The following is a 23,148-nucleotide window of genomic DNA, read 5'->3' on the forward strand; positions in this document are numbered from 1 at the left end:
GGTGTGAAGATGGGATTAGTAAAAGTAATAGGAGTTGGACATTATTGTCCAGATAATATTGTAAGCAATGATGAATTAGCATTAATAGTTGATACATCACATGAATGGATATTTAAAAGAACTGGCATAAAAGAAAGACGAATTTCAAATGGTGAAGGTACTGTAGATTTAGCTATAAAGGCAGCAAAGATGGCTTTAAATATGGCTAATTGTAAAGAAACAGATATTGATTTAATTATAGTTTCAACTACTTCTCCAGATAGAATTATGCCTTCTACAGCATGTAGTGTTCAAAATATTTTAGGGTGTACTAATGCAGTAGCTTTTGATGTTTCAGCAGCTTGCTCAGGATTTATATACGCATCTATAATTGCAAATTCTCTCTTGAAAAATGGAGAAGGTAAAAAGGCTTTAGTAATAGGAAGTGAAGTTTTATCAAGAATTGTTGATTGGGAAGATAGAAATACTTGTGTATTATTTGGAGATGGAGCAGGAGCTGCAGTATTAGAAATTTCTGATGAAAAACAAGGAATATTAAGTACTTATTTTGGTTCAGATGGTGAACGTGGACATAAGGCTTTAATCGCAAATGAATTTACACTTAATAATCCATTTTCAAAAAATGAATTATCAAAAAAGGAATTTATTGAAATGGATGGTAAGGAAGTTTTTAGGTTTGCTGTATCGATAATTCCAGAAGTAGTAAATAAACTGTTAGAAAAATCAGGAGAAGATTTATCTAACATAAAATATATAATTCCACATCAAGCTAATTCAAGAATAATAGATGAAGCAGCTAAAAGATTAAAAATAGAAAAAGAAAAATTTTATTTAAATTTAGAGAATTATGGAAATACATCAGCTGCAAGTATACCAATAGCTTTAAGTGAAGCAATTGAAGAAAAAGCAATTAATAAAGGTGATAAAGTTATATTAGTTGCTTTTGGTGGAGGATTAACTTGGGCTGGAGTTTTAGTTCAGTTTTAATTTGAAATAAAGAAATTAAAGTAAGTTTAATTTTAACTTAATAATAGATAAAAAAGAAAATAATTAAAGTGAATTTTAGGAGGATTATAAAATGATATTTGAAAAAATTAGAGAAATAGTAGTAGAACAATTAGGTGTAAATGAAGAAGATGTTAAATTAGAAACAAACTTTATTGAGGATTTAGAAGCAGATTCACTAGATTTATTCCAAGTAATAATGGAAATTGAAGAAGAATTTGATGTAAAGGTAGAGGATACTGAAAATATTAAAACTGTTAAAGATGCAGTTGAATTTATAAAAAGTGCAACTGAAAAATAATATTGGAGGTATTTTTATGAAAAAGGATATAAGAAGTATTTTAGATATTAAATATCCTATATTTCAAGGAGGAATGGCTTGGATATCGGATAGCACTTTAGCAGCTGCTGTATCAAATGCAGGAGGACTTGGAATAATTGCAGGGGCAAATGCTCCTGCAAATGTTATAAGAGAAGAAATTAGAAAAACTAAAGAGCTTACTGATAAGCCCTTTGGTTTAAATATAATGTTACTTTCTAAAAATGCTGATGAACTTGCAAGAATGGCAATAGAAGAAGGTGTTAAGGTAATAACTACAGGTGCAGGAAATCCAGGTAAGTACATGAATGAATGGAAAGAAGCTGGTATTGTAGTTATACCTGTAGTTGCATCAGTAGCTCTAGCTAAAAGAATGGAAAGAGCAGGTGCAGATGCCATTATAGCAGAAGGATGCGAATCAGGGGGACATGTAGGAAAGTTAACAACTATGGTACTTTTACCTCAAGTGATTGATGCTGTAAATATTCCAGTTATAGCAGCAGGTGGTATTGCAGATGGTAGAGGTATTGGAGCAGCATTTTTCCTTGGTGCAAGCGGAGTTCAAGTTGGAACTAGATTTTTAGCATCTACAGAGTGTAAAATACATGAAAATTATAAAAATGCAGTAGTTAAAGCTAAGGATATAGATACTGTTGTAACTGGTAGAACAACAGGGCATCCAGTACAAGTATTAAAAAATAAACTTGCAAAAGAATATTTAAGTCTTGAAAAAGAAAATGCGCCAATAGAAAAGCTTGAAGCGTTGGGAAAAGGTGCTTTAAGAAATGCTGTAGAACTTGGAGATGTAGAAAATGGCTCTCTTATGGCAGGGCAAATATCAGGTATGATATCTAAGGTACAAAGTGCAAGAGAAATTATTGAAGAAATGTTTGAAGAATATGAAGAATTAAAGAGAGCTTTTTAAGTTAGGAGGAAGTATGAATATAGGATTTATTTTCTCAGGTCAAGGTTCTCAATATATAGGAATGGGAAAAGAATTATATGAAAATATAGAATCTTGCAGAGAAGTTTTTAATAAAGCAAATGAAGTTTTAGGTTTTAACTTGACAGAGCTTATATTTAATGGAGAAAAATCGGAGTTAGATATAACTGAAAATACTCAACCAGCAATTTTAACAACTTCAATAGCTACATTGTCTATATTAAAGGAGAAAGGAATAACTCCAGAGATAGTTGCAGGTTTAAGTCTAGGTGAGTATAGTGCTCTTGTTGCAAGCTCAGCTTTAAGTTTTGAAGACGGCGTTGCTTTAGTAAGAAAAAGGGGAAAGTTTATGCAGGAAGCTGTTCCTCTTGGTGTTGGTGCTATGGTAGCAGTTTTAGGATTATCTAAAGAAAAAATAGAGGAAGTTTTAGTTTTAGCTAGAGAAAAAGGTGTGGTTGAAATTGCTAACTATAATACTAATAAACAAATTGTTATTGGTGGTGAAGTAGAGGCTGTAAATTATGCCGCAGAGCTTTTAAAGGAAGCTGGTGCAAGAAGAACTATACCTCTTAAGGTTAGCGGACCATTCCATACATCTTTATTAGAAGAAGCATCAGTAAAATTAGAGAAGGAACTTAATAATATAAGTTTTAATAATCCTAAAGTTAGAGTTATTAGTAATGTGAATGCTGAGTTTATAGAAGATAAAAGTTATATAAAAGAGCTTTTAACAAAACAAGTTAAGTCATCAGTTAAATGGAGTGAAACCATTGAAAAGATGTTGGATAGTGGTATTGATGTATTTATCGAAATTGGGCCACTTAAAACTTTAAGTAGTTTTGTAAAAGAGATAAGCAAAGAAAGAGGAGCCGATGTTAAGATTTTTAATATTGAAGATCTTAAGTCTTTAAACAAAACTCTGGAGGTATTACAAGTATGTTAAAAAATAAAAATGCTGTAGTAACAGGTGCTACTAGAGGAATAGGAAGAGAAATTGCACTTACTCTAGCAAAAAATGGTGCTAATGTTGCTATTAATTATAGAACATTAAATAAAGAAGTAGAAAATCTTATAGAAGAAATAAAAGCTTTAGATGTTAAAGTATTTGCATTTAAGTGTGATGTTAGAAATGTAGAAGAAGTAGAGAATTTTATTAAGGGAACTAAAGATGAATTTGGATCAATTGATATTTTAGTAAATAATGCAGGTATAACTAAGGATGGTCTTATTCTTAGAATGAAAGAAGAAGACTTTAATGATGTTATAGATGTTAATTTGAAAGGTACATTCAATACAACTAAAATTACAGCACCGATAATGATAAAACAAAGATCAGGAAAAATAGTCAATATTTCTTCAATTGTGGGTATTATAGGAAATGCAGGACAATGCAATTACGCTGCTTCAAAAGCTGGAGTTATAGGTTTTTCAAAATCTATGGCTAGAGAACTTGCAAGTAGAAATATAAATGTAAATGTAATTGCACCAGGTTATATTGAAACTGATATGACAAAGGTGTTAAGCGATAAGGTAAAAGAAGAAGTTATAAATACTATTCCTATGAAAAAGATAGGAAGTGCAAAGGATGTAGCAAATTTAGTAGTATTTTTATCATCAGATTTATCAAACTATGTAACAGGGCAAGTTATAAATGTTGATGGTGGAATGGTGATGAGCTAGAAAGGATGGAAGTAATGGGAAGAAGAGTAGTAATCACAGGACTTGGGGCTATAACTCCAATTGGAAATAGTGTAGAAGAGTTTTGGGAATCTATAAAAAATGGAGTTAATGGAATAGATAATATAACTTTATTTGATACAGAAGAATTTAAGGTTAAACTAGCTGCAGAAGTTAAAAATTATAATGTAGAAGATTTTTTAAATAAAAAAGACGCTAAGAGAATGGATAGATATACTCAATTTGCTATGATTGCAGCTAAAGAGGCTATGAATGATAGTAATTTAGATTTAGAAAAAATAGATAAGGAAAGATTTGGGGTATACTTTGGTTCAGGTATTGGTGGATTAATAACTATAGAAAATCAAGTTAAGATTTTAGCTAATAAAGGACCAAATAGAGTTTCACCACTTATGATACCTATGGCAATTTCGAATATTGCAGCAGGTACTATTGCAATAGAATATGGACTTTTAGGATCTTGTTTAGGTTTAGTATCAGCCTGTGCGACATCTACTCATTGTATAGGAGAAGCTTATAGAAACATTAAAGATGGATATAGCGATTATATTATAGCTGGTGGAGCAGAAGCTTCAATTTGTCCTTTCGGTATAGCAGGGTTCCAATCACTTACTGCATTAAGTAAAAGTGAAGATAGAAATAGAGCATCTATACCTTTTGATAAAGATAGAAATGGATTTGTAATGGGAGAAGGTGCAGCAGCACTTATACTTGAAACTTTGGAAAGTGCTATTAAAAGAGGTGCTAAAATTTATGGAGAAATAGTTGGATATGGAAGCACATGTGATGCATATCATATAACTTCACCAAGTTTAGATGGAAGTGGGGCTGCTAAGGCAATGATAAGTGCTATGAATGAAGCTAAAATTGATTCATCACAAGTAAATTATATAAATGCGCATGGAACTTCAACTCCGATAAATGATAAGTGTGAAACAGCAGCTATAAAGTTAGCTTTTAAAGAAAATTCATATAAACCATATTTAAGTTCAACTAAGTCTATGACAGGACATTTATTAGGGGCAGCTGGAGCCGTAGAGGCTATAGTGTCTATAAAAGCACTAAATGATAATTTTGTTCCGGCAAATATTAATTATATAAATTCTGATGAAGAGTGTGATTTAAATTTAGTTAATAATACTGGAAAGACTGATATAGATGTAAATTATACTATGTCTAATTCTTTAGGATTTGGTGGCCATAATGGAACCCTTATATTTAAGAAGTGGAAGGGAGAATAAAAATGCTTGATTATAATCAAATTAAAGAGATAATTAAAGAAATTGATTCATCATCTTTAAGAGTTTTTGAATTAGAGTGTCAAGATATAAAGCTAAAGCTTAGCAAGAATAAAGAAAATAGTATATATAAGGATAACAAAGATTATAGTAAAGAAGAAAAAATATCATCATACTTAAATAAAGAAATTTCTTTAGAAAAAGAAGTAGCTAAAGAAGTGACTGATGAAGTTAAAGAAGATTTCAATGAAGAAAACTATAATATAGTTAAATCACCTTTAGTAGGTGCTTATTATTCTGCTTCAACACCAGGGGGAACTCCTTATGTGGAAGTTGGAAGTAAAGTTAAAAAAGGTGATACGCTATGTATCATAGAAGCTATGAAAGTTATGAATGAAATAACATCTGAATTTGATGGTGAAATAGTAGAAGTACTTAGAAAAGATGAAGATATAGTTGAGTTTGGTATGGAGCTATTTAAGATTAAATAGAATAAGGAGATAATATGGATATTAAAGAGATTATGAAAATAATTCCTCATAGATATCCTTTTCTTTTAATAGATAAGGTTGAAAACATTGAGGATAATAAAATAGTTGCAATAAAAAATGTTAGTATGAATGAATACTTTTTTCAAGGTCATTTTCCAGTGGAACCTGTAATGCCAGGTGTGTTAATAATTGAAGCCTTAGCACAAGCTGGAGCTGTAGCATTATTAAGTAAAGAAGAGTTTAAAGGGAAAATTGCATATTTTGCAGGGATAAATAATGCAAAATTTAGAAGAAAAGTAGTTCCAGGAGATACTTTAAGATTAGAGGTTGAACTTACTAAAATTAGAGGAAGAGCTGGAGTAGGATATGGAATAGCATACGTAGATGATAAAAAGGTATGTGAAGGAGAATTAACCTTTATGGTAGGTTAAAATATTGAGGTGATTTATGATTAGAAAGGTTTTAATAGCTAATAGAGGTGAAATAGCAGTAAGAATAATAAGGGCTTGTAAGGAGCTTGGAATAAAAACTGTTGCAATATATTCAGAAGCTGATAAAGAGGCTATGCATACACAGCTTGCAGATGAAGCTATTTGTGTTGGAACTTCTAAATCTAAAGATTCTTATTTAAATGAAAGTAATATTATAAGTGCAGCTGTAATAACTGGATGCAATGCAATTCACCCAGGATTTGGGTTTTTATCTGAAAAAGCAAGTTTTGCTAATATGTGTGAAGAGTGCAATATAAAATTTATTGGTCCCAGTAGTGAAACTATTAGCATAATGGGTAACAAGTCTAAAGCCAGAGAAATTATGAAAAATGCATCAGTTCCTGTAATACCAGGTAGTGATGGAACTATTAAAAATTTAGATGAAGCTATCTTAGAAGCTAAGAGGATTGGATATCCTATAATGATTAAAGCAGCATTAGGCGGTGGAGGAAAGGGAATAAGAATAGTTAAAAGTGAAGATGAACTTGAAAATGCCTTTCTTACTGCTAAATCAGAAGCTAAAAATAATTTTGGTGATGATTCTATGTATATGGAAAAATTTATAGAGAATCCAAGACATATAGAGTTTCAAATTTTAGGTGATAGCTTTGGTAATATAATTCATTTAGGTGAAAGAGATTGTTCAATTCAAAGAAGAAATCAAAAGGTTCTTGAAGAAGCACCATCATCTATTTTAAGTGAAGAATTAAGAAAAAAGATGGGAGATGCAGCAGTAAATGCAGCAAAGGCTGTAAATTATATTAATGCTGGTACTATTGAATTTTTAGTTGATAAGTATGGAGAATTTTACTTTATGGAGATGAACACCAGAATACAAGTAGAACATCCTGTAACAGAGATGATAACTTCTATTGATATAGTTAAAGAACAAATAAAAATTGCAAATGGAGAAGAACTTTCTATAAAGCAAGATGATATAAGAATAGAAGGTCATGCTATAGAATGTAGAATAAATGCTGAAAATCCAAGTAAAGCATTTGCACCATCACCAGGGAAAATAAATTTTTTAAATATACCGGGAGGAAATGGTATAAGAGTTGATACTGCAGCTTATCCAGGGTATGTAATTCCACCTACTTATGATTCTATGATAGCTAAAGTAATAGCTTATGGTAAAGATAGAGAAGAGGCAATAAATAAAATGATAAGAGCTTTAGATGAGTTCGTTATTGATGGAATTGATAGTAATGTTGATTTCCAAATAGATATATTGAATAATGAAAGATTCCGATTAGGTACTTTTGATACAAGTTTCATAAGTAATGAATACGGAATATAGTTGGTGAGAATTATGAATATTTTTAAGAAAAGACAGTATGGTGTTTTAAGTGTTAGTCAAAAACAAGGTGATGATTTTCCTGTAGTTCCTGATGGAGCTTGGGTAAAGTGCAATAATTGTGGAAAACTTTTATATAAAAAAGAGTTAGAAGAAAACTTTAAAAAATGTATAAATTGCAATTATCACTTTAGATTAGGGGCTTATGAGAGAATAAGTCAAATTTGCGATAAAGATACCTTTATTGAGATTAATAAAAATATGGAAAGTAAAAATCCAATGGATTTTCCAGGGTATGAGGAGACAATTAAAAAAAACAAAGAAAGATCAGGGCTTGAGGAAGCTGTTGTTACTGGAGAATGTAAAATAAGGGGAAATGATGCAATAATAGCAGTAATGGATTCAAATTTTATGATGGGGAGTATGGGAACTATAGTTGGTGAAAAACTAACTTTAGCAATTGAAACAGCAACAAAAAAAAATTTACCTATAATAATATTTACAGCTTCAGGTGGAGCTAGGATGCAAGAAGGGATACTTTCTCTTATGCAAATGGCAAAAGTAAGTTCTGCACTTTCAAAGCATGATGAAAATGGAGGCCTTTATATAACAGTTTTAACTGATCCTACAACAGGAGGGGTTACGGCAAGTTTTGCATCATTAGGTGATATAATTTTAGCGGAGCCAAAGGCTTTAATTGGTTTTGCTGGAAGAAGAGTAATTGAAGGCACAATAAAAGAAAAGTTACCAGATGATTTTCAAAGTGCTGAATTCCTATTAGAAAAAGGTTTTGTTGATAAAATAGTGAATAGAGAAGAGCTTAGAAAGACCCTTGGATTATTATTAAAACTACATAAGTGAAATTAAAACTTTATATTTGATGGATTTGAAGTTATACACTATATGTACATCTTTTAATATGAGTAAAAGAAAATTTATTAAACAAGGGAGGCCATATAATGCTAAATAAAAAAATGAAAGCATGGGATAGATTAGAAATTGCAAGAATGGTAGAAAGACCTAATGCTGATGAATATATAAAATTAATATTTAATAATTTTATAGAGTTACATGGTGATAGATACTATAAGGATGATAAAGCAGTAATAGGTGGAATTGGTTTTTTAGAAGATATTCCTGTAACTATAATTGGAATACAAAAAGGTAAAAATTTAAAAGAAAATATAGAAAGAAATTTTGGTTCAGCCCATCCTGAAGGGTATAGAAAAGCTATAAGATTAATGAAACAAGCAGAAAAGTTTAATAGACCTATTATTTGTTTTATAAATACAAGTGGGGCTTATTGTGGTGTTGAAGCAGAAGAAAGAGGGCAAGGTGAGGCTATTGCAAAAAACCTTATGGAAATTGCTAAAATAAAAGTTCCAATAATATCTATAATAGTTGGAGAAGGTGGAAGTGGTGGAGCAATAGCTTTAGCCTGTGGTGATAAAGTTTGGATGCTTGAAAATTCAATATATTCTATTTTATCACCAGAAGGATTTGCTTCAATTTTATTAAAAGATGCATCTAAAGCAAAAGAGGTTTCTGAAGTTATGGGTATAACTTCATATGATTTATTAGAAAGAGGTATAATTGAAAAAATAATTAAAGAGCCTAAGGGTGGAGCTCAAAATGATATTAAAGCCGTAGCGGAAAGCTTAAAACAAAATATTATTCAAGAGATAAAAATTTTAAAAAATAAACCTGTAGAAGAATTATTAGAAGAGAGATATTTAAGATATAGAAAATTTTAATAAAAGATAATATAAAATAAAAGCAATTGTAATATTATTATAAATGGAATTCCAAATGTAAACTTAAAATGCTTAGTTTTATGATGAAATTTATACATTGAAATAAGAGAACCAATACTTCCACCTAATAAAGAGGTTAATAAAAGAGTATTTTCACTTATTCTCCATTTTTTCTTAATAGCTTTTTTTTTATCTATAAGAAATAAAGAGAAAGAAATAATATTTATTATTATAAAATAAGAAAAAAGAAAAATACCCATAATAAAAAATCCTTTCTTTGTTTATAAATTTAAAAATATTTATGAATTTAAAAATAACCAGTAGTAAGAGCATGTCTACTGGTTTATTTCGTTAATGAATAAAATTAATATATTTTTTATATTTACTATTTTTCCTCACCTTTAGCTAATCTTACAATATTACTTCTATGTCTCCAAAATACAAGTAAACATGCGAATAATGAAGCTAGTACATAATTTTTATCGTAGCCAAGTAAGTAAGTTGAAAGAAATAAAGTAACTCCAGCAGCTAATGAACGAATAGAAACTATTTTAGTAAATAACTTTAATCCAAAAAATACTACTGCTGTTATTAAAAATGGAATAGGAACAACACACATAAAAGCAGCTGCTGATGTAGCAACACCTTTTCCACCTTTAAATTTAAGAAAAATAGTATAATTATGTCCAAGTATTGCAGCTATTGCTACTAATGATAAGCTTAGACTTTCGCCAGTAGTTAAAACATTACTCCATAATAAAATACGAGTAATAAGAACAGGGATAATAGCTTTTAACATATCACATATAGCTGTTATTTTAGATAATTTTTCTCCAGCTACCCTTTTTACATTAGTTGCACCAATATTGCCACTACCGTAATCTCTTACATCTTTATTTAATTTCTTTTTTACTAATATGTATCCTGAAGGAATAGATCCCATAAGATATGAAAAAATAATTAATAATGGTAACATAAATACCTCCATAAAATATAACTTTACAATAATTATAATATTTAAGAATAGGAAAATATGCAAGAGATATTTACTTTAATATATAAGTAATGTGAAGCTCTAAATTTTTGAGTTTATTGATATTTTAAGATATCAATATTTAAATTAGCTTCATAGTATAATAATAATACTTATTATAAAGGAGAAATTTTTTGTTTTGAATAAAATAGATGGGATAGCATTAATTGCTTTTATAACATGTGATGCAATTTTAGAAAGTACAAATAAATATAAATATTTTTACCAATATTGTTATAAAAGTATAATGTATGAAACAAAAGATATAGTAACAAGATTATTTAAATAAAAAAAATCAAATGAATTTTAAAATAAATACGGTAGCTAAAAAGTGATAAACAACTGAGAAAAATGTAAAAATGAAGAAAATAATCCATCATATACAGAGATAATTTTAAATAAATAATAAATAATAGTGAAATAATAAATAGTATGTTAGGAAAAATATTGACAAAGGTAAAATGTTTGTCGTATTCTGTTAAATGTGCGAACTTTATAAAATGTTGCATGATTAATATATGTATAAAACATGAGGTGAATTAAAAATGGGAATAAGACTAGAAAATCTAGTTGTAAGATTTGGAGATTTTAAGGCTATTAATGATGTTACATTACAAATCCCAAAGGGCAAATTAGTATCATTATTAGGACCTTCAGGATCAGGTAAATCAACAACACTATTTACTATTTCAGGAATTCATAAACCATCTGGTGGAAAGATATTCTTTGGAGATAGAGATGTTACAGGGCTTGAGCCAGAAGAATTAGGAATAGGATTAGTATTCCAAAACTATGCTCTATACCCACATATGACTGTAAGAGAAAACATATTATTTCCACTGAAAAATTTAAAGTGGAATAAAGAAGAAGCTGAAAAAAGAGTAAAAGAAGTTGCTGAAATTGTTAAAATTGCAGATCAATTAGACAAGAAGCCAGCTCAACTTTCAGGAGGACAACAACAAAGAGTTGCCATAGCTAGAGCATTAGCTAAAAAACCAGAAATACTTCTTTTAGATGAACCATTATCAAACTTAGATACAAAGCTAAGAGTTGAAACAAGACAAGAAATAAGAAGAATACAAAAAGAAACTGGTGTTACAGCAATATTTGTAACTCATGACCAAGAAGAAGCAATGTGTATTTCAGATGAAATAGTACTAATGAAGAATGGAGCAATCCAACAAGTATCTTCTCCAAGTGATATATACTTAAACCCAGTAAATAAATTTGTTGCATCATTTATAGGAAGTCCAGAAATGAACTTTGTAGATGTAGATGTTAAGGATGGGAAAGGTATTATTGATACTTTAACACTAGAAAACTTACCAAAAGATAAATCAAAGGTTGTATTAGGTGTTAGAGCTGAAGATTTTGAGGTATCAGAAGAAGGCTTAAAAACAACAGTAGTTACAGTTGAAATATTAGGTAGAGAAAGATTATTAACTTTAAATCATAAAGGTGCTACATATAAGATGTTAGTTGATAAAGAATTCTTTATTGATGAAGGAGCAGAATTAACTATTAGGCCAAAGCAAGGAAAGAGTTATGTTTTTGATGCTGAAAGTGAGGAGTTCATAACAAAATGTTAAAGAAAAATAAGAAAGGATATTTATACTTATTACCTGCATTGATTATATTAGGTATTTTTGTATTTTATCCTATAATAAATACGATTATATTAAGTTTTGATGAAACTAAAGCAAAAGGATTTGTTTTTGGATTTGGATCTTATAAATATCTATTCCAAGACAAGAGATTTATTCAATCTTTAATTAATACTGTAATTTATGCAGCTATAGTTCCAGCTTTATCAGTAATAATTTCTTTATTGATAGCGAATGCTCTTGCAAATATTAAAAATGAAAAAGTTAAAGGTGTATTCCAAAGTATATACTTCCTTCCATATGTAACTTCATTAGTTGCAATAGGAATAGTATGGTCTTGGTTATTTAACTCACAATATGGAATAATTAATTTCATATTAGGGAAAATAGGAATTAGTCCAATAAACTGGCTTAATGATCCTAAATATGCAATGGTTGCATTGATAATATTTGCTGTGTGGAAAAGTCTAGCCTTTAATACATTAATATTAACTACAGGGATAGCTTCTATAAATCCACAATACTACCAAGCTGCTAAGATAGACCAAGCAACAAGTGGAACTATATTTAGAAAAATAACGGTTAAATTAGTTTCTCCTATGATTGCTTATACATATGTTATTAGTTTAATTGCTGCCTTCAAAGTTTACACAGAAGTTTATGTTTTATTTGGAGGACGTACACTAGATGGTGCGGTATCAACAGTTGTAAGATATATAATAGATAGATTCTACGGGGATCAAGATTTCCCATTAGCTTTTGCTGCTTCAGTAGTTCTATTGGTTATAATATTAAGTGTAACTTTAGTACAAAAAACTGTTGCTCGTAATAAGATTCATTACTAAGAGGTGTAAAAATGAAAAATAAAAATAATTTTAAAGCATTCATTAAATACTTCTTATTAGTTGTCTTTGCTATTATAACGCTATTTCCATTTTATTGGATGATAGCATCATCATTAAAATCAAGTTTTGAAGTTATTCAAACGCCACCAACAATGGTTCCAGATAAATTTATGTGGAGTAACTTTAGTACTGCATTAGCAATGGCTCCTTTTGGAAGATATTTCATAAACACAATTATAGTTACTGCTTTAAGTATAGTTACTACAGTAGTAATTGCAATATTATCAGCATTTGCTTTCTCTCATCTTGAGTTTAAGGGTAGAGATTTAATATTCTCTATTTTCTTAGCATCAATGATGATTCCAGGAGAAGTTTTAATAGTAACTAATTTCAAAACAATTTCAGCAATGAAATTAATGGATAGTTATACAGCGTTATTTTTACCTTATATGGCAAATGTTTTATATATTTATATGCTTAGAGAATTTTTCTTAAAGATTCCAAAGCAATTATATTATGCAGCAAAGGTTGATGGTGCAAGTGATTGGAAATTCTTATGGAAAATAGTCGTACCAATGGCTAAGCCTTCAATAATTACAATTTGTATATTAGTTGGTATAAATTCATGGAATGCATTCCTTTGGCCATTACTTGTTACAAATAGCGATAACATGAGATTGCTTGCAAATGGTTTAACAGCATTCCAATCAGATGTAGGAAATAGATATGAATTATTAATGGCGGCATCAACAATAATTACAATGCCAATAGTTATAGTTTATATGTTCTTACATAAGAAAATTATGAATGGTATCTCTATTGGGGGAACTAAAGGATAATATAAATAATTAGCATATAGGGAGAGTATGAATTAAAAGTTAAAATATTAATACTTTAAGTATTTATAAATGCTTTAATTATTTATTATAAAAGTTTTTAATGCTTTAATAAAAAATATATAAATATATATGAAATTTTAATAATTTATCTTTTAATCATCTTTTCTTATAAATATATATGAAAATAGGTTTTAGAGGTGAAACGAATGAAAAGAAGATTATTAGCATCTTTAATGACTGCAGTAATTGCAGTTACATCATTGGCAGGTTGTTCAAAAAATGATACAACAAGTGAAAATATTGTAACAGAGTTACAACAACCAATATCAATAGAAATGTGGCATTACATGAATGGTAAGCAAGCAGAAGTTTTACAAAGTATAGTTGATGACTTTAACAACACTAATACTTTAGGTATAACTGTTACTGCTTCAAGCCAAGGAAGTATCGTAGATTTAAATAAAAAAGTTATAGCTGCATCACAATCAAATACTTTACCAGCAATAGTAAATATTTATCCAGATGCTGCTACTGGACTTATTAACGAAGATAAGGTTGTAGATTTAACACCATATGTTAATAGTGAAACTGTAGGAATGGCAGATGATATTAAAAATGATTTTATTCCAGACTTCATTAGTGAATTATCACAATGGGGAGAAAATAAAATATATGGTCTTCCAATGACTAAATCTACAGAAGTTTTATATGTAAACAAAAACGCATTAGAAAAACTAGGATATACTGTAGATGATTTAAAAGATTTAACTTTTGAAAAATTAGCTGAAATATCACAAAAAGCAAAAGATGAATTAGGAATAGCTGGATTTGGATTTGACTCAAGTTCTAATGCATTTATTTCTACATTAAAAGAAGATGGAAAAGACTTTGTTCAATTAGATGGAAAAATAAATATCATAAACGATTGGTCAAAAGAGTTTATGCAATTCTTTAGAGAAAAGACTCAAAGTGGTGCATTTAGAGTACCTGGTGAAGATAAGTTCTTATCAGGACCATTCTCTAATGGTGATCTTTTAGCTTACCAAGGTTCTTCAGCTGGATTTGCTCACATTAACACTAATGGTGCTTTTGAAGTAGCTGTAGTAGAAGTTCCACACTTTGAAGGAAAAGACAAAGCTGTAATCCAACAAGGTGCTTCATTATTTGTAACTAAAGATGTTTCTCCAGAAGCTCAATATGCAGCTTATGAATTTATTAAGTTCGCAACTAACACAGAAAACACAGCTAAGTTTGCAACTGGAACTGGATACTTACCAGTAAGAAAATCAGCTCAAGATTCTACTGTAGTTCAAGAAGTATTAGCTGATACAGATTCATTATATGGAAAAATTTATAATGTAGCTAAAGAATCTTTAGGTTTTGCTTACTTTACTCCAGCTATAAATAATGCTCAATCAGCTAGAACAGTAGCAGAAGAAAAGTATGCGGCATACGTTACTGGAAATTCAAATGATATTGATTCTATGTTAAAAGAAATGCAATCACAAGTTGAAACTTCAATTAGTCGTCAATAAAACACTATAAATTAATAAAAACCCTGCTTAGCTTAGCTAAGTAGGGAATTTTTTTACTAGATACATAAAATAATAAAAATAACTTGATATTTAAGTGAAATTGATGTATGTTGATATATTAATTATCTAAAATTAAATTTAGTAATTAATTAAAAAATAATGGAGGTAAGTAGGATGAATAAAGAATTAATGAAAAGTATAATAAATAAAATTGAAGAATATGATACTATAGCTATTTATAGACATGTATTTCCGGATCCGGATTCATATAGTTCCCAAACAGCTTTAAAAAGCATTATAAACAATACATATCCAAATAAAAAGGTTGTATTATTAGGTGAACATTCTAAAAATTTAGAGTATATAAATAAAATGGATGAAGAAATTGAATTGGATGAAAAATCATTAGCTATTATTGTAGATGTAGCTAATAAAGAAAGAGTTGATAATCAATCCTTTAATAAGTGTGGGTATATTTTAAAAATAGATCATCATAAGGCTTTTGATGCACCTTTTGAAGATTTAACATGGGTAGATACTAATTATTCTTCTTGTAGTGAAATGATTTTAGATTTATATTTAGCAAATAGTAATAAATTAAAAATAGATAAGCAAGGAAGAAAAGCTTTATTTACAGGAATAATTGGTGATACAGGAAGATTTTTATATATAGAAAATCCAACTGAATTATTTGAAAAGTTATCAAAAATAACATTTGATCTAGAAACAAAAGAAATTTATGCTAATATGTATAAAAGAGAAGAAGAGGAATTAAAATTCTTAGGATATATATATAGTAATTATGTAACTACTGAAAATGGAATGGCATATTTAAAAATTCCAAATGAAATAGTAAAGAAGTATAATTTACAAGCAATTAAAGCGGCAAGAATGGTAAATGCTCTGCAAGATACAGTAGGAATAATTAATTGGCATTTCTTCGCTGAAAAAGAAGATGGATCTATATTCTGTGAATTTAGATCAAATGGTCCTAGAGTGAATGATATAGCAGCAAACTTTGGTGGGGGTGGCCATATGTTAGCAGCAGGAGCTTCGCTTGAAAATTGGGAAAGAGTAGATGAAATATTAAAAGTGTTAGATGAAAACTGTAAAAACTTTTTAAAGAAAGCAGAATAGAAGGTTTTATATACTTAGAGATTAGAAAAGGTATTTTCTTGTCTTTAAGTATATTTTTTGAAAAATATTTATCTAAAGTGAAATTATGGTATAATTAATTTGTGACTGCTATAAAAATATAAATGTGGTATTGACTTTTTACATTGTATTGATTTTTGGGAGGGGATAGAATGGCAAGATTTACATTACCAAGAGATATTTATCATGGAAACGGTTCTTTAGAAGTTTTAAAAACTTTAAAAGGAAAGAAAGCTGTAGTTGTAGTTGGCGGCGGATCAATGAAGAGGTTTGGTTTTTTAGAAAAAGTTGAAAATTATTTAAAAGAAGCTGGACTAGAAGTTAGATTAATTGAAGGTGTTGAACCAGATCCATCAGTTGAAACTGTTATGAATGGTGCAGCTGTTATGAGAGAATTTGAGCCAGATTGGATAGTGGCTATGGGTGGTGGTTCTCCAATTGATGCTGCAAAAGCAATGTGGATTTTCTATGAATATCCTGATTTTACATTTGAAGAAGCGGTAGTTCCTTTTGGATTACCAGAACTAAGACAAAAAGCTAAATTTGTTGCAATTCCATCAACGTCAGGAACAGCAACTGAAGTTACTGCATTTTCAGTAATTACTGATTATAAAGCAAAAATTAAATATCCTTTAGCAGATTTTAATATAACTCCAGATATTGCAATTGTTGATCCAGAGCTTGCACAAACAATGCCAGCAAAGCTTGTTGCTCATACGGGTATGGATGCATTAACTCATGCGATTGAAGCATATACGGCATCTTTAAAATCAAATTTTTCAGATCCATTAGCATTAAAAGCAATTGAAATGATTAATGAAAATTTAGTTAAATCTTTTAATGGAGATAAAAATGCTAGAGATTTAATGCATGAAGCTCAATGTTTAGCTGGTATGGCATTTAGTAATGCATTACTTGGAATAGTACATTCAATGGCACATAAAACAGGAGCTGTATTCCATATTCCACATGGATGTGCTAATGCAATTTTCTTACCATATGTTATTCAATATAACAGAAGTGAATGTGAAGAAAGATATGCGGATATAGCCAAAGTATTAAAATTAGAAGGAAATACAAATGCAGAGTTAACAGATTCATTAATTACGAAGATCAATGAATTTAATAAAGAATTAAATATTCCAGCAACAATGCAAGAGTACGGAGTAAATGAAGAAGAGTTTTTAGCAAATCTAAAGAATGTTGCACATAATGCTGTTTTAGATGCATGTACAGGTTCAAACCCAAGAACTATAGATGATGAAACAATGGAAAAACTTCTTTCATGTACATTCTATGGAAATAAAGTGGATTTTTAAAAGAAAGTTGTAAATAGAATAGAGAGAAGATAAGTTATAGTGTTTATTATTTTAAGAATACATTTTTTAAGAGCAATTTTAAAGATGTATTCTTAAATTTTAAAGATAAAAGAATTAATTTTATGCAAGAAGCTTTTAAGGGGGCGTTTACAATGTTTAAGATAGTAAAGAAAAAAGTTTTAACAGAAAATATATATTTAATGGATATAGAGGCTCCGAGAGTTGCTAAATCAGCACAACCAGGTCAATTTATTATTATAAAAAATGATGAAAAGGGAGAAAGAATACCATTAACTATTGCTGATTATGATAAAAATAAAGGAACTGTAACTATTGTTTTTCAAACGGTAGGGTATTCAACTAAAGAATTAGCAAGATTTGAAGAAGGGCAATATGTTCAGGATTTTGTTGGACCATTAGGTCAACCAAGTGAATTTATACATGAGTCTTTAGAAATGTTAAAAAATCAAAAAATAATATTTGTAGCAGGGGGAGTAGGGGCTGCACCTGTTTATCCGCAAGTAAAATGGTTTAAAGAAAAAAATATAGATGTTGATGTAATTATAGGAGCAAGAAATAAAGAGTTAATAATATTAGAAGATGAAATGAAAGCAGTTGCTAAAAATCTTTATATATCAACAGATGATGGTTCTTATGGATTTAATGGTAGAGTAACAGATTGTTTATTAGATTTAGTAAATAAGAAAGGTAAAAAATATGACCATGCTATAGTAATTGGGCCTATGATAATGATGAAGTTTATGTCAGAACTTACAAGAGAACTAGGAATAAAGACAACGGTAAGTTTAAATCCTATAATGGTAGATGGTACAGGAATGTGTGGTGCTTGTAGAGTAACAGTTGGAAATGAAGTTAAGTTTGCTTGTGTTGATGGACCAGAATTTGATGGACATCTTGTAAATTTTGATGAAAGCATGAGAAGACAAGCTTTATATAAGACCGAGGAAGGAAGAGCTATCTTAAAATTTGAAGAAGGCGATACACATCATAGAAAAGGTTGCGAATGTGGAGGTCATAAATAATGAGTAATATAGATAGAATGAAAAGGACAGCAGTTAGAGAGCAAGAAGCAAGCATAAGAGCTAAAAATTTTAAAGAAGTATGTTTGGGTTATGATGATGAAAGTGCATTAGTTGAAGCAAAAAGATGCCTTGGATGTAAAAATCCAAAGTGTGTTAGTGGATGCCCTGTTTCTATCAATATTCCAGGTTTTATATCTTATGTTAAAGATGGAGATATAGAAGGAGCGGCTAAAGAGATTGCAAAATATAGTGCACTACCAGCAGTTTGTGGTAGAGTTTGTCCTCAAGAATCACAATGTGAAGGGAAATGTGTATTAGGAATAAAAGGCGAACCAGTTGCAATTGGTAAGCTTGAAAAGTATGTGGCAGATTGGTCTAGGAAACATAATGTTGATTTATCATTTAAAGAAGAGTCTAAAGGTAAAAAGGTAGCAATTATAGGTTCAGGACCAGCAGGACTTACTTGTTCAGGAGATTTAGCTAAAAAAGGTTATGATGTAACTATTTTTGAAGCGTTACATGAAGTAGGTGGAGTTTTGGTTTATGGTATACCAGAATTTAGATTGCCGAAGGATGATGTAGTTAAAGCTGAAATTGAAAATATAAAAAAATTAGGCGTGAAGATCGAAACAAATGTAGTTGTAGGAAAAACAGTTACAATAGATTCATTAATTGAAGAAGAAAAATTTCATGCTGTATTTATAGGATCAGGAGCTGGTTTGCCTAAATTTATGGGAATACCAGGGGAAAATGCAAATGGAGTATTTTCTGCAAATGAATTTTTAACAAGAGTCAATTTAATGAAAGCATTTAAAGAGGAATATCATACACCAGTTAAAGTTGGAAATAAGGTAGCTGTAGTTGGTGGAGGAAATGTTGCAATGGATGCAGCAAGAACAGCTTTGAGATTAGGGGCAGAGACTCATATAGTTTACAGAAGAAGTGAGTTGGAGTTGCCATCGAGAGTTGAAGAAATACATCATGCAAAAGAAGAAGGAGTTATCTTTGATATTTTAACTAATCCAACAGAAATATTAACTGATGAAAATGGATGGGTTACAGGGATGAAGTGTGTAAAAATGGAATTAGGAGAACCAGATGCATCTGGAAGAAGAAGACCAGTTGTTGTTAAAGATTCAGAATATATTATGGAAGTAGATACTGTAATTATGTCCCTTGGAACATCACCAAATCCACTTATTTCATCTACTACAAAGGGATTAGAAATTAACAAGTGGAAGTGTTTAGTTGCTGATGAAGAAACAGGGCTTACAACTAAAGAAGGTGTTTATGCAGGTGGTGATGCAGTTACTGGTGCAGCAACGGTTATATTAGCAATGGGGGCTGGTAAAAAGGCTGCTGAGGCTATAGATGCTTATTTAAGTAATAAATAGTATAATTAAATAAAAGATTTATGGTTTAATTTAACTAATAATTGACTTTTTTATAATAAATGAATAAAATTATTTTATAACTCCAAAGTTATTTTCTTTCTTTGGGGTTTTTCTTTTAATGAAAAGTAAAGCAGGTGTAAAAATGAAATTAACAAAAACTCAAAATAGATTTATAAAAAATAAAAGCATGGGCTTTTCATTGATGAAAGGAAAATCATTAACAGGAAAGACGATGGCTTCCATACATAGAGTTATAAATTTAGAAAATAATTATTGTCTATATGAAAATGATAAAATTTTATACTTAAATTCTGATTTAAATAAATTAGAAGAAGGTAAAAAAATATATGATGAAAATAATAAGAGTAATGAATTTTACTCGTTGTTTAGCATAGATAAAAATCGTGTGGAATTTGCTTTAATAAGAGATTTTATTAATATATATTCAAATAGATATAAAGAAGAAAATAAATTAAATCTAAAAAACGCTAATGATAGTATAGTAAATGAAGTTTTAAATAGTGAAGCGTTTATAGATAATCTTTCTATGTTTAGAAAGAAATCTAAGCTTTTAAGTAAGCTTACAGTTAAAGAAATATATAATGAAATAATGTGGATTAAAGCTTGTGATTTTACTAGAGATGAATATAGCAATATTCATAGAAAAGGCAGAAAATATAGAGTTATAAAAAATTCGTATAGTAGAGATGCTATATACAGCTTAATGGAACTATATACTTCGTTAATATGGGACAAAGGATATATGGATATTTATGATGAGATAATATTTGCAGCTAAATATGCAAATAAAATAGGTAGTAAATATACACATATAGTTTTAGATGAAGTAGAAAATTTAACTAGAAGTGAAATTAAATTTGTCAAAAGTCTTTATGAAACTAAAACATATTCATCGTTTATATTTATATTTAATAATGAAAAACAAATAGATGAAAATAAATGGTTAATAAAGGGGAGAAAATTAAATACTCTTGGTGCAGATTTTAAAGGAAAGAGTTTTACTTTTAAAAAAGACTTCAAGGAAGAAAAAGTAACAAGGGATGAATATATGGAAAAGTTTAGATATATTAATCTAAAGTATAAGAATATAGTAGATTTTAATTTAGATACATCATCTTCAAAAAAAGAGATATTTTTAGATGATAATACTATTTTTAATGAAGATGAAATAGTAGAAATAAATGTTTTTAATGATATAGCAGCAGGTAATCCCATTGAAATGAATGATGAAATTAAAGAGAAATTTTATCTTCCTAAAGGATGGCTTGAGAGAGGAAAAGATACGTTTATACTTCATGTAAAAGGTGATAGTATGATAGATAAAAATATAAATGATGGAGATTTAGTAGTAATTAAGAAGCAAAATACAGCCTATAACAATGATATAGTTGCAGCTAGTATTGATGGCGAAGCAACATTAAAAACATTAAAGCTTAATGAAAAAAAACCAATGCTTATAGCAGCAAATCCAAAGTATGGAGCAATACCTTTAGAGGGGAAAGAGGTAAGCATAATAGGTGTAGCAATTGGGGTAATAAAAAAGTAAAGTAAATAAATTAGTTATAGAGAAGTTTAGAAAATATAAGTTAATTACTATGGAATACTAAATGAGAAAGTATAAAGTAATAACTAAATAAAAGGGGTGGCTTAAAAATGATATCTGAAAATATGAAGGATATGGTTTCTAATAGTTCAATTATTAGAGCGATGTTTGAAGAGGGAAAAAGATTATCAGAAATTTATGGGGAAGAAAATGTATTTGATTTTAGCATAGGTAATCCAAGTGTAGAACCGCCAGAAGAAATAAAAGATAAAATAAATAAAATACTAAATGAGGAAAAACCAAATTATGTTCATGGATATATGAATAATTCAGGATATTTAGATGTTAGAGAAGAAATTGCAAAGCATTTAGAGAATAAACATAATATTAAATTGAATTTTAATAATATTGTTATGACTTGTGGGGCAGCAGGTGGATTAAATATAATTTTTAAGACTATATTAAATCCAGGAGATGAAGTAATAGTTTTTGCACCTTTTTTTGGAGAATATATAAACTATGTTAAAAATTATGGTGGAACTATTAAAGTTATTGAAGCTGATACTAGCACTTTTGATATGAATTTAAATGCTTTTAAAAATAATATTACAGAAAAAACAAAAGCAGTTATAATTAATTCGCCTAATAATCCAAGTGGAGTAATATATAGTGAAGAAAGTATTATTAAATTAGCAAATATTTTAAAAGAAAAAGAAAATGAATATAATAATGATATTTATTTAATATCTGATGAACCGTATAGGGAAATTGTATATGATGCTGTTAAAGTTCCTTATATATTAAAATACTATTATAATTCATTTATTGGATATTCATATAGTAAATCTTTATCATTACCTGGAGAAAGAATAGGGTATATTGTTATAAATCCTAATATTAGTGATTTTGAAGAAACCATTAATGGATTAAATATTGCAAATAGAATATTAGGATTTGTAAATGCACCATCACTTTTTCAAAGAGTAATTAAAGAAAGTTTAGATTTAGAAGTAGATGTTGAGATATATAAGAAAAATAGAGATTTATTATATAACCATTTAATTTCTATAGGGTTTAAATGTATTAAGCCACAAGGTGCCTTTTATTTATTTCCTAAATCACCAATAGAAGATGATGTTAAGTTTTGTGAAGAAGCAAAAAAATATAATATATTAGCTGTACCAGGTAAAACTTTTGGATGCCCAGGATTTATAAGATTATCATATTGTATTTCATATGAGAAGATTGAAAAGTCACTACAAGCATTTACAAAACTTATGAATTATATCGAAAATCAGTATAATACTAGAAGTTCTTAATATAGATGTTAAGTACAATTGCTTTAGATAATAAATAATATTTGCTAGAAACGCTAGAGTTGAATAAAAACATTGAATTTGGGGCAAGTTTAAAATGGGGAACCTAAATGTTGCTATAGCCCCTTGTATTTATTAGTAAAGTATGATATTATCTAGAAAGAAGTAATTTACTAATAGCTAAAAAATGTGGAGTGGGGCGTAAATCCCGCTCTTTATATTTGAACGCAACTACTTTTATAGTTGCGTTTTTACATATCTGCAT

General features: G+C 29.1%; 24 protein-coding genes. 22 read left to right on the forward strand and 2 right to left on the reverse strand.

What is annotated here, in order from left to right; genetic code table 11:
- Positions 1 to 9 precede the first annotated feature (9 nt).
- From LPC13_RS04355 to LPC13_RS04405, 11 genes are all read left to right on the forward strand, one after another.
- Entirely contained in the window at positions 10 to 987 is a 978-nt protein-coding gene (locus LPC13_RS04355; protein ID WP_005216334.1) for a beta-ketoacyl-ACP synthase III, read from the forward strand.
- Positions 988 to 1,078: 91 nt separating this feature from the next.
- The gene (acpP, locus tag LPC13_RS04360; RefSeq protein ID WP_005216336.1) at positions 1,079 to 1,306 is read left to right on the forward strand and encodes an acyl carrier protein; all 228 of its coding nucleotides are present in this window, start codon (positions 1,079 to 1,081) and stop codon (positions 1,304 to 1,306) included.
- Between the two features lie 16 nt (positions 1,307 to 1,322).
- Positions 1,323 to 2,249, forward strand: coding sequence for an enoyl-[acyl-carrier-protein] reductase FabK (gene fabK / locus LPC13_RS04365; protein ID WP_040420235.1), 927 nt, complete (start codon positions 1,323 to 1,325; stop codon positions 2,247 to 2,249).
- A gap of 13 nt (positions 2,250 to 2,262) precedes the next feature.
- Positions 2,263 to 3,210, forward strand: coding sequence for an ACP S-malonyltransferase (fabD, locus tag LPC13_RS04370; protein ID WP_005216340.1), 948 nt, complete (start codon positions 2,263 to 2,265; stop codon positions 3,208 to 3,210).
- Positions 3,204 to 3,947, forward strand: coding sequence for a 3-oxoacyl-[acyl-carrier-protein] reductase (fabG, locus tag LPC13_RS04375; RefSeq protein WP_005216341.1), 744 nt, complete (start codon positions 3,204 to 3,206; stop codon positions 3,945 to 3,947). Before fabD ends, fabG begins: the two co-directional genes overlap by 7 nt.
- Positions 3,948 to 3,961: 14 nt before the next feature.
- Positions 3,962 to 5,206, forward strand: coding sequence for a beta-ketoacyl-ACP synthase II (gene fabF, locus LPC13_RS04380; protein ID WP_040420250.1), 1,245 nt, complete (start codon positions 3,962 to 3,964; stop codon positions 5,204 to 5,206).
- Positions 5,207 to 5,208: 2 nt separating this feature from the next.
- Positions 5,209 to 5,694, forward strand: a complete 486-nt coding sequence (accB, locus tag LPC13_RS04385; protein ID WP_040420236.1) for an acetyl-CoA carboxylase biotin carboxyl carrier protein — start codon at positions 5,209 to 5,211, stop codon at positions 5,692 to 5,694.
- 14 nt (positions 5,695 to 5,708) lie between these two features.
- A complete protein-coding gene (gene fabZ, locus LPC13_RS04390; protein WP_005216346.1) occupies positions 5,709 to 6,125 on the forward strand; it encodes a 3-hydroxyacyl-ACP dehydratase FabZ in 417 nt (138 codons plus the stop codon).
- Between the two features lie 16 nt (positions 6,126 to 6,141).
- Positions 6,142 to 7,485, forward strand: a complete 1,344-nt coding sequence (locus tag LPC13_RS04395) for an acetyl-CoA carboxylase biotin carboxylase subunit (RefSeq protein WP_005216348.1) — start codon at positions 6,142 to 6,144, stop codon at positions 7,483 to 7,485.
- A gap of 12 nt (positions 7,486 to 7,497) precedes the next feature.
- Positions 7,498 to 8,343, forward strand: a complete 846-nt coding sequence (accD, locus tag LPC13_RS04400) for an acetyl-CoA carboxylase, carboxyltransferase subunit beta (protein WP_005216350.1) — start codon at positions 7,498 to 7,500, stop codon at positions 8,341 to 8,343.
- Between the two features lie 98 nt (positions 8,344 to 8,441).
- Positions 8,442 to 9,236: an acetyl-CoA carboxylase carboxyltransferase subunit alpha gene (locus LPC13_RS04405; protein WP_267955926.1), complete on the forward strand. Its 795-nt coding sequence runs from the start codon at positions 8,442 to 8,444 to the stop codon at positions 9,234 to 9,236.
- On the opposite strand, the gene LPC13_RS04410 is transcribed toward LPC13_RS04405, so the two are convergent.
- The gene (locus LPC13_RS04410) at positions 9,233 to 9,496 is read right to left on the reverse strand and encodes a DUF1294 domain-containing protein (protein ID WP_005216354.1); all 264 of its coding nucleotides are present in this window, start codon (positions 9,494 to 9,496) and stop codon (positions 9,233 to 9,235) included. The two genes, LPC13_RS04405 and LPC13_RS04410, sit on opposite strands and share 4 nt — an antisense overlap.
- A gap of 125 nt (positions 9,497 to 9,621) precedes the next feature.
- Complete coding sequence (gene plsY / locus LPC13_RS04415; protein ID WP_051040734.1) at positions 9,622 to 10,212, reverse strand: glycerol-3-phosphate 1-O-acyltransferase PlsY; 591 nt, start codon at positions 10,210 to 10,212, stop codon at positions 9,622 to 9,624.
- 196 nt (positions 10,213 to 10,408) lie between these two features.
- Here plsY and LPC13_RS04420 point away from each other — a divergent pair, with 196 nt between their 5' ends.
- The 11 genes from LPC13_RS04420 (at position 10,409) to LPC13_RS04470 (ending at position 22,886) form a co-directional block, all read left to right on the forward strand.
- Positions 10,409 to 10,558, forward strand: a complete 150-nt coding sequence (locus LPC13_RS04420; protein ID WP_005216357.1) for a hypothetical protein — start codon at positions 10,409 to 10,411, stop codon at positions 10,556 to 10,558.
- 256 nt (positions 10,559 to 10,814) lie between these two features.
- A complete protein-coding gene (locus LPC13_RS04425; RefSeq protein WP_005216358.1) occupies positions 10,815 to 11,858 on the forward strand; it encodes an ABC transporter ATP-binding protein in 1,044 nt (347 codons plus the stop codon).
- Positions 11,852 to 12,718 carry a carbohydrate ABC transporter permease gene (locus tag LPC13_RS04430; RefSeq protein WP_005216359.1) on the forward strand — a complete coding sequence of 289 codons (867 nt, stop codon included), beginning with the start codon at positions 11,852 to 11,854 and terminating at the stop codon, positions 12,716 to 12,718. Before LPC13_RS04425 ends, LPC13_RS04430 begins: the two co-directional genes overlap by 7 nt.
- Positions 12,719 to 12,729: 11 nt before the next feature.
- On the forward strand, positions 12,730 to 13,557 hold the full coding sequence (locus LPC13_RS04435; RefSeq protein WP_005216361.1) for a carbohydrate ABC transporter permease: 828 nt from the start codon (positions 12,730 to 12,732) through the stop codon (positions 13,555 to 13,557).
- A 206-nt stretch (positions 13,558 to 13,763) separates the two neighbouring features.
- Positions 13,764 to 15,092 (forward strand): extracellular solute-binding protein, encoded by a 1,329-nt coding sequence (locus tag LPC13_RS04440; RefSeq protein ID WP_195244433.1) that lies wholly within the window; start codon positions 13,764 to 13,766, stop codon positions 15,090 to 15,092.
- 174 nt (positions 15,093 to 15,266) lie between these two features.
- Positions 15,267 to 16,229 carry a DHH family phosphoesterase gene (locus tag LPC13_RS04445; RefSeq protein ID WP_195244434.1) on the forward strand — a complete coding sequence of 321 codons (963 nt, stop codon included), beginning with the start codon at positions 15,267 to 15,269 and terminating at the stop codon, positions 16,227 to 16,229.
- Positions 16,230 to 16,399: 170 nt separating this feature from the next.
- On the forward strand, positions 16,400 to 17,566 hold the full coding sequence (locus LPC13_RS04450) for an iron-containing alcohol dehydrogenase (protein ID WP_005216368.1): 1,167 nt from the start codon (positions 16,400 to 16,402) through the stop codon (positions 17,564 to 17,566).
- 152 nt (positions 17,567 to 17,718) lie between these two features.
- A complete protein-coding gene (locus LPC13_RS04455; protein ID WP_040420238.1) occupies positions 17,719 to 18,609 on the forward strand; it encodes a sulfide/dihydroorotate dehydrogenase-like FAD/NAD-binding protein in 891 nt (296 codons plus the stop codon).
- A complete protein-coding gene (gene gltA / locus LPC13_RS04460; RefSeq protein ID WP_005216370.1) occupies positions 18,609 to 20,003 on the forward strand; it encodes an NADPH-dependent glutamate synthase in 1,395 nt (464 codons plus the stop codon). Before LPC13_RS04455 ends, gltA begins: the two co-directional genes overlap by 1 nt.
- 118 nt (positions 20,004 to 20,121) lie before the next feature.
- On the forward strand, positions 20,122 to 21,570 hold the full coding sequence (locus LPC13_RS04465) for a LexA family protein (RefSeq protein WP_234088627.1): 1,449 nt from the start codon (positions 20,122 to 20,124) through the stop codon (positions 21,568 to 21,570).
- 107 nt (positions 21,571 to 21,677) lie between these two features.
- The gene (locus LPC13_RS04470) at positions 21,678 to 22,886 is read left to right on the forward strand and encodes a pyridoxal phosphate-dependent aminotransferase (RefSeq protein WP_005216374.1); all 1,209 of its coding nucleotides are present in this window, start codon (positions 21,678 to 21,680) and stop codon (positions 22,884 to 22,886) included.
- Positions 22,887 to 23,148 lie beyond the last annotated feature (262 nt).

The organism is Clostridium celatum (assembly GCF_021412605.1).
Lineage (GTDB): Bacteria > Bacillota > Clostridia > Clostridiales > Clostridiaceae > Clostridium > Clostridium celatum.

What these genes read in the sequence shown, in the direction of transcription:
- accB (WP_040420236.1), top strand. Translation starts at nt 5,209, where the DNA reads ATGCTTGATTATAATCAAATTAAAGAGATAATTAAAGAAATTGATTCA.
- LPC13_RS04440 (WP_195244433.1), top strand. Translation starts at nt 13,764, where the DNA reads ATGAAAAGAAGATTATTAGCATCTTTAATGACTGCAGTAATTGCAGTT.
- LPC13_RS04450 (WP_005216368.1), top strand. Translation starts at nt 16,400, where the DNA reads ATGGCAAGATTTACATTACCAAGAGATATTTATCATGGAAACGGTTCT.
- LPC13_RS04410 (WP_005216354.1), bottom strand. Translation starts at nt 9,496, where the DNA reads ATGGGTATTTTTCTTTTTTCTTATTTTATAATAATAAATATTATTTCT.
- plsY (WP_051040734.1), bottom strand. Translation starts at nt 10,212, where the DNA reads ATGTTACCATTATTAATTATTTTTTCATATCTTATGGGATCTATTCCT.
- fabF (WP_040420250.1), top strand. Translation starts at nt 3,962, where the DNA reads ATGGGAAGAAGAGTAGTAATCACAGGACTTGGGGCTATAACTCCAATT.
- LPC13_RS04405 (WP_267955926.1), top strand. Translation starts at nt 8,442, where the DNA reads ATGCTAAATAAAAAAATGAAAGCATGGGATAGATTAGAAATTGCAAGA.
- LPC13_RS04445 (WP_195244434.1), top strand. Translation starts at nt 15,267, where the DNA reads ATGAATAAAGAATTAATGAAAAGTATAATAAATAAAATTGAAGAATAT.
- gltA (WP_005216370.1), top strand. Translation starts at nt 18,609, where the DNA reads ATGAGTAATATAGATAGAATGAAAAGGACAGCAGTTAGAGAGCAAGAA.
- fabG (WP_005216341.1), top strand. Translation starts at nt 3,204, where the DNA reads ATGTTAAAAAATAAAAATGCTGTAGTAACAGGTGCTACTAGAGGAATA.
- LPC13_RS04355 (WP_005216334.1), top strand. Translation starts at nt 10, where the DNA reads ATGGGATTAGTAAAAGTAATAGGAGTTGGACATTATTGTCCAGATAAT.
- acpP (WP_005216336.1), top strand. Translation starts at nt 1,079, where the DNA reads ATGATATTTGAAAAAATTAGAGAAATAGTAGTAGAACAATTAGGTGTA.
- LPC13_RS04470 (WP_005216374.1), top strand. Translation starts at nt 21,678, where the DNA reads ATGATATCTGAAAATATGAAGGATATGGTTTCTAATAGTTCAATTATT.
- fabZ (WP_005216346.1), top strand. Translation starts at nt 5,709, where the DNA reads ATGGATATTAAAGAGATTATGAAAATAATTCCTCATAGATATCCTTTT.
- LPC13_RS04455 (WP_040420238.1), top strand. Translation starts at nt 17,719, where the DNA reads ATGTTTAAGATAGTAAAGAAAAAAGTTTTAACAGAAAATATATATTTA.
- LPC13_RS04435 (WP_005216361.1), top strand. Translation starts at nt 12,730, where the DNA reads ATGAAAAATAAAAATAATTTTAAAGCATTCATTAAATACTTCTTATTA.
- LPC13_RS04430 (WP_005216359.1), top strand. Translation starts at nt 11,852, where the DNA reads ATGTTAAAGAAAAATAAGAAAGGATATTTATACTTATTACCTGCATTG.
- accD (WP_005216350.1), top strand. Translation starts at nt 7,498, where the DNA reads ATGAATATTTTTAAGAAAAGACAGTATGGTGTTTTAAGTGTTAGTCAA.
- LPC13_RS04465 (WP_234088627.1), top strand. Translation starts at nt 20,122, where the DNA reads ATGAAAAGTAAAGCAGGTGTAAAAATGAAATTAACAAAAACTCAAAAT.
- LPC13_RS04425 (WP_005216358.1), top strand. Translation starts at nt 10,815, where the DNA reads ATGGGAATAAGACTAGAAAATCTAGTTGTAAGATTTGGAGATTTTAAG.
- fabK (WP_040420235.1), top strand. Translation starts at nt 1,323, where the DNA reads ATGAAAAAGGATATAAGAAGTATTTTAGATATTAAATATCCTATATTT.
- LPC13_RS04395 (WP_005216348.1), top strand. Translation starts at nt 6,142, where the DNA reads ATGATTAGAAAGGTTTTAATAGCTAATAGAGGTGAAATAGCAGTAAGA.
- fabD (WP_005216340.1), top strand. Translation starts at nt 2,263, where the DNA reads ATGAATATAGGATTTATTTTCTCAGGTCAAGGTTCTCAATATATAGGA.